The organism is Acidovorax sp. KNOB132 (assembly GCF_057541515.1).
This window is the reverse complement of record NZ_BAAJYT010000193.1, coordinates 1-6,670: the sequence shown is the minus strand read 5'-3', so window position 1 is coordinate 6,670 and position 6,670 is coordinate 1. Positions and strand designations below refer to the sequence as shown.

Here is a 6,670-nt window from a genome sequence, read left to right as displayed (position 1 = left end):
GCCAGCCCCCGGTCGCGGCGCCCGCGCCCCATCGCGCCTGCGGCACCCGTGGCACCCACGGCACCTGCGCCGGCTGCGGTTCCGCTCCCCTCTCCCGCACCCATCACGCCCCCCCGTGGCTGCCCCTGTGATGGCACCCGTGCCGGCCCCGGCGGCCCCCACAGTGGCGCGTGTTCCTGCGCCTGTTTCCACGCCCGTCGTGCCGCCCGTGCCTGCCCCGGCAGCGGTGCCCTTGCAGGCCGCGCCCGCCGAGCGCAAGGGCTGGATGGACCGCCTGAAGAACGGCCTGCGCAAGACCGGCAGCAGCATCGCCACGGTCTTCACCGGCACCCAGATCAACGACGCGCTGTACGAAGAGCTGGAAGAGGCCCTGCTGATGGCCGACACCGGCGTGAAGGCCACGCAGCACCTGCTGGACGACCTCAAGCGCCGCGTCAAGGACACCAAGACCACCGATCCGGCCGCCGTGAAGGCCCTGCTGGCCGAGGCCCTGGCCGACCTGCTGCGGCCACTGGAGAAATCGCTGGTCATCGGCCGCTACACGCCCACCGTGATCATGGTGGCGGGGGTCAACGGCGCGGGCAAGACGACCTCCATCGGCAAGCTGACCAAGCACCTGGCCAACGAGGGCGCGGCGGTTCTGCTGGCCGCGGCCGACACCTTCCGGGCGGCGGCGCGCGAGCAGCTCGGCGTCTGGGCCGACCGCAACACGGTGGAGATCGTGAGCCAGGACGGCGGCGATCCCGCAGCGGTGAGCTTCGATGCCGTCACCGCCGGCAAGGCGCGCGGCAAGGACGTGGTGCTGGTCGATACCGCCGGGCGCCTGCCGACGCAACTGCACCTGATGCAGGAGCTGCAGAAGATCAAGCGCGTGGTCACCAAGGCGGATGCGACGGCGCCGCACGAGGTGCTGCTGGTGATCGATGGCAACACGGGACAGAACGCACTGGCCCAGGTGCGCTCCTTCGACGATGCGCTGCAGCTGACCGGCCTCATCGTGACCAAGCTCGACGGCACGGCCAAGGGCGGCGTGCTGGCTGCCATCGCGCAGGAACGCCCCATTCCGGTGTACTTCATCGGCGTGGGCGAGAAGCTGGAAGACCTGGAAACCTTCAACGCCAAGGAATTCGCGCAAGCTTTGCTGACTTGACCGATCGGCGAACGGAGTCCGAAGCCCCTTGCCACGTGTGCCGGGGGCTGGGCGACCGGGACGGATTGGTGCCATCCGGTGAATTGATTGTTCACAAAACGAAGTTTTTGGATTTTTTCGCTACTAATTCAATAGCACCATACCCTTTGAATTGCTGCGCCGACGCCCTTTTTTCCGACAATAACGCATCTCCCACGTCCTACGCCGGTGCGGGAACTAGTCCCTTAGCACTCCCTCATATGGAGTGCTAACATGAATGTCATGGAAGAAAGGATCTCTGGAATGACGCTTCAATCTGGAACCGCAGCCACCGCTCTGGCTCCCGCCAATCCTTGGGCGCTCATCCCCCCCTTGGGCAATCTGGACGCCTACATCTCGGCGGTGAACCGCCTTCCGCTGCTCACGGCGGAAGAGGAGCGCACATACGCGCGCCAGCTCAAGGACAACAACGACGTGGATGCCGCTGGCCGCATGGTGATGTCGCACCTGCGTCTGGTGGTCTCCATCGCCCGCCAGTACCTCGGCTACGGCCTGCCCCACGGCGACCTGATCCAGGAAGGCAATGTGGGCCTGATGAAGGCCGTCAAGCGTTTCGACCCCGATCAGAACGTGCGCCTGGTGAGCTACGCCATGCACTGGATCAAGGCCGAGATTCACGAGTACATCCTGAAGAACTGGCGCATGGTCAAGGTGGCCACGACGAAGTCGCAGCGCAAGCTGTTCTTCAACCTGCGCTCGATGAAGCAGGGCTTCAAGGCCGATGCGGCCGCCGCCGATGCAGCCACCCACCGCGACACGCTCTCCGAGCGCGAAATCGATGCAGTGGCGCAGCATTTGAACGTCAAGCGCGAAGAGGTCATCGAGATGGAAACCCGCCTGTCGGGCGGTGACGTGATGCTGGACCCCTCGCCCTCCGATGACGGCGAACAGGCCTACGGCCCCATCGCCTACCTGGCCGATGGTGCCCACGAGCCCACCGCCATGATCGAATCGCGCCAGCGCGATGCCCTGGCCACCGACGGCATCGCCGCCGCCCTCTCGGGCCTGGACGATCGCAGCCGCCGCATCGTGGAAGAGCGCTGGCTCAAGGTGAACGACGACGGCTCCGGCGGCATGACGCTGCACGAGCTGGCCGCCGTGTACGGCGTGAGCGCCGAACGCATCCGCCAGATTGAAGTGGCCGCGATGAAGAAGATGAAAAAGGCCCTGGTCGAGTACGCTTGACCGGCTGGCCACCCGCCTTCGCAGGCGGCCGGCATGGCGATAATCCCGAGCGCGCAATCCCCTGCGGATTGCGCGCTTTTTTCATGGGTGCGCCGGCTGCCGGTGCCCCCGATCTCCAAGGACACGACCCCCATGACTTTTCCTGCCGTTCGACGCCGCACGCTGATGGTGGCCCTTTCGCTCGCTGGCGCTCTGGGCACGGCCACGGCCCAATCGGCACCCGGCGCACTGGCGACGCCGGGGTGGCCGAGCAAGCCGCTGCGCATCATCGTGGGCTTTCCGCCGGGATCGTCGCCGGACCTGACGGCGCGCACGTTCTCCGAGCCCCTGGCGCAGGCGTTGGGCCATCCGGTGATCGTGGAAAACAAGGTGGGCGCGGGCGGCAACATCGGCGCCGATGCGGTGGCCAAGGCGACCGATGGCCACACCATCGGCCTGTTCATCAACGGCAACCTGACCATCGCCAAGCTGCTCAACCCGGCCGTGCCCTACGACCCGCAGAAGGACCTCGCGCCGCTGAGCCTGGTGGGCACTTCGCCGCTGGTGCTGACCGCCCCGGCCTCGCAGCCGGACGTGCCGGCCCATGCCGATGCGCGCGCGTTTCTCGCAGCGGCGCGGCAGGCCGGCAGCCGCTGGAGCTACGGCACGCCGGGCGTGGGAACGGTGGGCCACCTGGGTACGGAACTGCTCAAGGCCCGCGCCGGCATCGCGCCAGTGCATGTGCCCTACCCCGGCTACCCGCAGGTGGCCACGGGCATGCTGGGCGGACAGCTGCAGATGGCGCTGCTGCCGCCTGCGCTGGCCCTTTCGCAGGAACGCACGGGCAAGCTGCGCCTCATCGGCGTCACCTCGGCCGGTCGCAGCACGCTCGTGCCTGGCGTGCCCAGCCTGGCGGAGGCCGGCGTGCCGGACCTGAACCTGGAGATCTGGAACGCATTCGCCGCACCGGCCACCATGCCCGCTGCGGTGCAGGCGCGGCTGTCGGCGCTGATCGCCGACATCGCCCGCAGCCCCGACGTGCGGGCCAAGCTGTTCCAGCAAGGCTGGCAGGTGGCCGGGACCTCGCCGCAGGGGCTGGCGAACCGCATCCAGGCGGACACCGCGCTCATGGCCCGCGTGATCCGCACACAGGGCATCCGGGCCGACTGACGCCCTGCCCCGGTGGGGCGCGCTGCGCCTCCACCGATGTTGATGCAGATCATGCCCCGCGGGCCCGTGGCCGGCAGACTGGCGCCTTCGTGATTTCCAAGGCACGCCATGCAGCCCTTTCGCATCCTCGTCATCGGTGCCGGCCACACCGGCACCCCGCTGTTGCAGCAATTGCTGGCAGCGCCGTTCGTCTCCGTGCTCGGGGTGGCGGACCTGAACCTCTCCCTGCCCAGCATCGAGCTGGCGCGCAGCCACGGCGTGCCCGTGACATCCGATTTCATGGGATTGCTGGCGGCGCACGGCAGCGCCGCGGACATCGTGATCGATGTGACGGGCCAGCCGGCGGTGCGTGACGCGCTGCGCCGGCACATGGTGGACACGGGCAACCAGCAGACGGTCATCCTGCACGAGACCATCGCGCTTTTGCTGATGTCGCTGTCGGCCGGCCAGCGCATCGAAAGCCGCCACGGCGAACTGGCCTACGCCTGAGCACCCGGTTCGCTCCGTCCGTCACCATCGCAAGCAATTGCTATTATTTTCATAGCGATATGCCGGGAGAAATCATGCCCTGGAGGCCGTTTTCGTGCTGAGTCTGCGCACCCGGCCCCACGGCACCACGCCGACCGAAGAGGGCGCGCCCCTGCCTCCGTGCCACACCTGCGCCGGCCGCTCGCACTGCCTGCTCGGCCGGGCCCCGCGCGAGGTGCAGATGGCGGGCCGCGTGGTGGAGCGGCGCTTTCGCAAGGGCGAAACGCTGGTGCGCCAAGGCCAGTCCGCGCCGGTGCTGCAGATCCTCAAGGTCGGTACGGTGCTGCTGCACCGCCGGGGCGCCGAAGGCATCGACCGGCCCGTGGGCCTGGCGGGCTGCGGCCATGCCCTGGGCACGACGGCGCTGTTCGCGGCGCCTGCGGAGCTGTCGGGCACGGCCCTGGGCGAGGGCCGGCTGTGCGAAGTGTCTGCAGAAGCGCTGCGCTCGGTCCACCACGGCGCCGCGGCACTGAGCTGGCTGGAGGCGCTGTCGCGCGAGAACGCGCGGGCGCAGGCACAGCTTGCGGACTGGTCGGGGCTGCTGCGCATGCGCGGGGCCACGGCGCGCCTGGCAAGCGCCCTGCTGTTGCTGGCCGATCTGCAGCGCAGCACGCTGGTGCGGCTGCCCACGCAGGCGATGCTGGCCGCGCTGCTGGCCACCACGCGCGAGACGGTGGCCCGGGGGCTAGCGCACATCGCCCAGACGGGCGGTCTGGTCCGGCATGACCGCTGGCACTGCGCCATCGTGCGGCCCCGCCTCGCGGCCCTGGCCCGCGGCATGGCAGAACCGGTGTCCGGCCCGGTGGCCGGTGCTGCCTGGTGCGCAGCGGCGGTGGTGAAGCACGCCGATGCGGCCGCGCCGCCGCCTCAGCCCTCGTTCAGCAGGGCCCGCACATCGGCGGCCAACGCTTGCGCACCGCTGCCGTAGCGGTTGTACACGCGCAGGCGGCCGGCGGGGTCGTACACGTAGCTGCCGGCCGAGTGGTCCATGGTGTAGCTGGTGGGTGTCTTGCCGTCGACCTTCTTGTAGTAGATCTTGAAGTCCTTGGCCACGGCGGCCAGTTGCTCGGGGCTGCCACGCAGCGCGAGGAAGGTGGGGTCAAAGTTGGCCATGTAGGCCTTGAGCACCTCGGGCGTGTCGCGCTCCGGGTCCACGGTGACGAAGATGCCCTGGAGCCGGTCGCCGTCCGCGCCCAGCGAGCGCTTGACCTCCGCCAGTTCCACCATGGACGTGGGGCACACGTCGGGGCACTGGGTGTAGCCGAAGAACACCACCACGACCTTGCCCGCGAAGTCCTTGAGGTGGCGCGGCTGGCCGTTGTGGTCGGGCAGGGGCAGGTCCTTCGCATAGTCGGCGCCGGTGATGTCCACGCCCTTGAACTCCGGGCCCTTCTTGGAGCACGCCGCCAACAGGCCACCAGCGCTGACCAGCAAAGCGCTGGCAGCTATTCTTTTAAGAGCAACGCGTTTGTTCATGGCAATCACAGCACGTAGTGGTCCACCAGTAGCGCGGCGAACAGCAGGCTCAGGTGGATGAGGGAAAAGCGGAAGGTCTCGCGGGCGAGCGCATCGGAGTAGCGGCGCCACAGCCGAAAGCCATAGGCGCAAAAGCCCAGGCTGAGCACCACGGCGGCGGCCAGGTAGATCCAGGAACTCATGCCGTACACGAAGGGCATGAGGCAGCCCGCGAAGAGGATCAGCGTGTACAGGAACACCTGCAGTCGCGTGAACTCGTTGCCGTGCGTGACGGGCAGCATGGGCAGGCCCGACTTGCGATAGTCCTCCACGCGGTACAGCGCCAGGGCCCAGAAATGCGGCGGCGTCCACAGGAAGATGATGAGGAACAGGATGAGCGCCTCGGGCGCCACGTCGCCCGTCATGGCCGACCAGCCCAGCACCGGCGGCATGGCGCCCGAGGCGCCGCCGATCACGATGTTCTGCGGCGTGAGCGGCTTGAGGATCACCGTGTACACCACCGCGTAGCCGACGAAGGTGGCGAAGGTGAGCCACATGGTGAGTGGGTTGACCCACCGGTAGAGCACTAATGAACCCGCCGCGCACAGCGCCGCCGAGAACAGCAGCGTCTGCGTGTTGGACAGCTCGCCCTTGGCGGTGGGCCGCCAGGCGGTGCGCTTCATCTTCGCGTCGATGCCCTGCTCCACGATGCAGTTGAATGCCGCGGCGGCACCCGCCACGAGCCAGATGCCCGCACAGGCCACGGCCATGTGCGCCCACTGCGCGCCGCTGGGCATGCCGGGCACGGCCAGCACCATGCCGATGAAGGCGCAGAAAACGATCAGCTGGACCACGCGCGGCTTGGTCAGCGCATAGAACTGCGCCGCGCGCGACGGCATGCTGGCGATCGGAGGGGAGGTGGCGGGAGCAGCGCTCATGCGGAGATTCTCGTTGCGCCCGTGGGCGCGGTTGTCGGTGCGCCGGCAGCGGCGGCCAGGGGACGGGCGGCGCCCACGGCGCGGCTGGCGGCCAGGGCCCAGGTGAGGACCACGACCAGGCCGCGGCGCCGCCGGTGTGCAGCACGGCGGCCACGAGGGGCCAGTCCAGCACCACGTTGGACAGGCCGGTGGCGAACTGCATCAGCGCCAGGCCCGCGATCCGGCG

General features: G+C 68.8%; 7 protein-coding genes. 5 read left to right on the top strand and 2 right to left on the bottom strand.

The features are described 5' to 3' along the window. The first annotated feature begins 130 nt into the window (after positions 1 to 130). From ftsY to AC27IO_RS18410, 5 genes are all read left to right on the top strand, one after another. Positions 131 to 1,150 carry a signal recognition particle-docking protein FtsY gene (ftsY, locus tag AC27IO_RS18430; RefSeq protein WP_498740077.1) on the top strand — a complete coding sequence of 340 codons (1,020 nt, stop codon included), beginning with the start codon at positions 131 to 133 and terminating at the stop codon, positions 1,148 to 1,150. A gap of 282 nt (positions 1,151 to 1,432) precedes the next feature. Beyond that, on the top strand, positions 1,433 to 2,374 hold the full coding sequence (gene rpoH / locus AC27IO_RS18425; protein WP_272565019.1) for an RNA polymerase sigma factor RpoH: 942 nt from the start codon (positions 1,433 to 1,435) through the stop codon (positions 2,372 to 2,374). 132 nt (positions 2,375 to 2,506) lie between these two features. Beyond that, on the top strand, positions 2,507 to 3,523 hold the full coding sequence (locus AC27IO_RS18420) for a Bug family tripartite tricarboxylate transporter substrate binding protein (protein WP_272565020.1): 1,017 nt from the start codon (positions 2,507 to 2,509) through the stop codon (positions 3,521 to 3,523). Between the two features lie 108 nt (positions 3,524 to 3,631). Continuing rightward, positions 3,632 to 4,012 carry an oxidoreductase gene (locus tag AC27IO_RS18415; RefSeq protein ID WP_284405410.1) on the top strand — a complete coding sequence of 127 codons (381 nt, stop codon included), beginning with the start codon at positions 3,632 to 3,634 and terminating at the stop codon, positions 4,010 to 4,012. Positions 4,013 to 4,106: 94 nt separating this feature from the next. After that, a complete protein-coding gene (locus AC27IO_RS18410; RefSeq protein ID WP_498740074.1) occupies positions 4,107 to 4,979 on the top strand; it encodes a Crp/Fnr family transcriptional regulator in 873 nt (290 codons plus the stop codon). Here AC27IO_RS18410 and AC27IO_RS18405 read toward each other — a convergent pair. Continuing rightward, positions 4,919 to 5,527, bottom strand: coding sequence for an SCO family protein (locus AC27IO_RS18405; protein ID WP_284429358.1), 609 nt, complete (start codon positions 5,525 to 5,527; stop codon positions 4,919 to 4,921). The two genes, AC27IO_RS18410 and AC27IO_RS18405, sit on opposite strands and share 61 nt — an antisense overlap. Positions 5,528 to 5,532: 5 nt before the next feature. Next, the gene (gene cyoE, locus AC27IO_RS18400) at positions 5,533 to 6,444 is read right to left on the bottom strand and encodes a heme o synthase (RefSeq protein ID WP_284408102.1); all 912 of its coding nucleotides are present in this window, start codon (positions 6,442 to 6,444) and stop codon (positions 5,533 to 5,535) included. Between the last annotated feature and the right edge of the window lie 226 nt (positions 6,445 to 6,670).

Coding starts and splice junctions, on each gene's coding strand:
- ftsY (WP_498740077.1), top strand. CDS start 131: ATGGCACCCGTGCCGGCCCCGGCGGCCCCCACAGTGGCGCGTGTTCCT.
- rpoH (WP_272565019.1), top strand. CDS start 1,433: ATGACGCTTCAATCTGGAACCGCAGCCACCGCTCTGGCTCCCGCCAAT.
- AC27IO_RS18420 (WP_272565020.1), top strand. CDS start 2,507: ATGACTTTTCCTGCCGTTCGACGCCGCACGCTGATGGTGGCCCTTTCG.
- AC27IO_RS18415 (WP_284405410.1), top strand. CDS start 3,632: ATGCAGCCCTTTCGCATCCTCGTCATCGGTGCCGGCCACACCGGCACC.
- AC27IO_RS18405 (WP_284429358.1), bottom strand. CDS start 5,527: ATGAACAAACGCGTTGCTCTTAAAAGAATAGCTGCCAGCGCTTTGCTG.
- cyoE (WP_284408102.1), bottom strand. CDS start 6,444: ATGAGCGCTGCTCCCGCCACCTCCCCTCCGATCGCCAGCATGCCGTCG.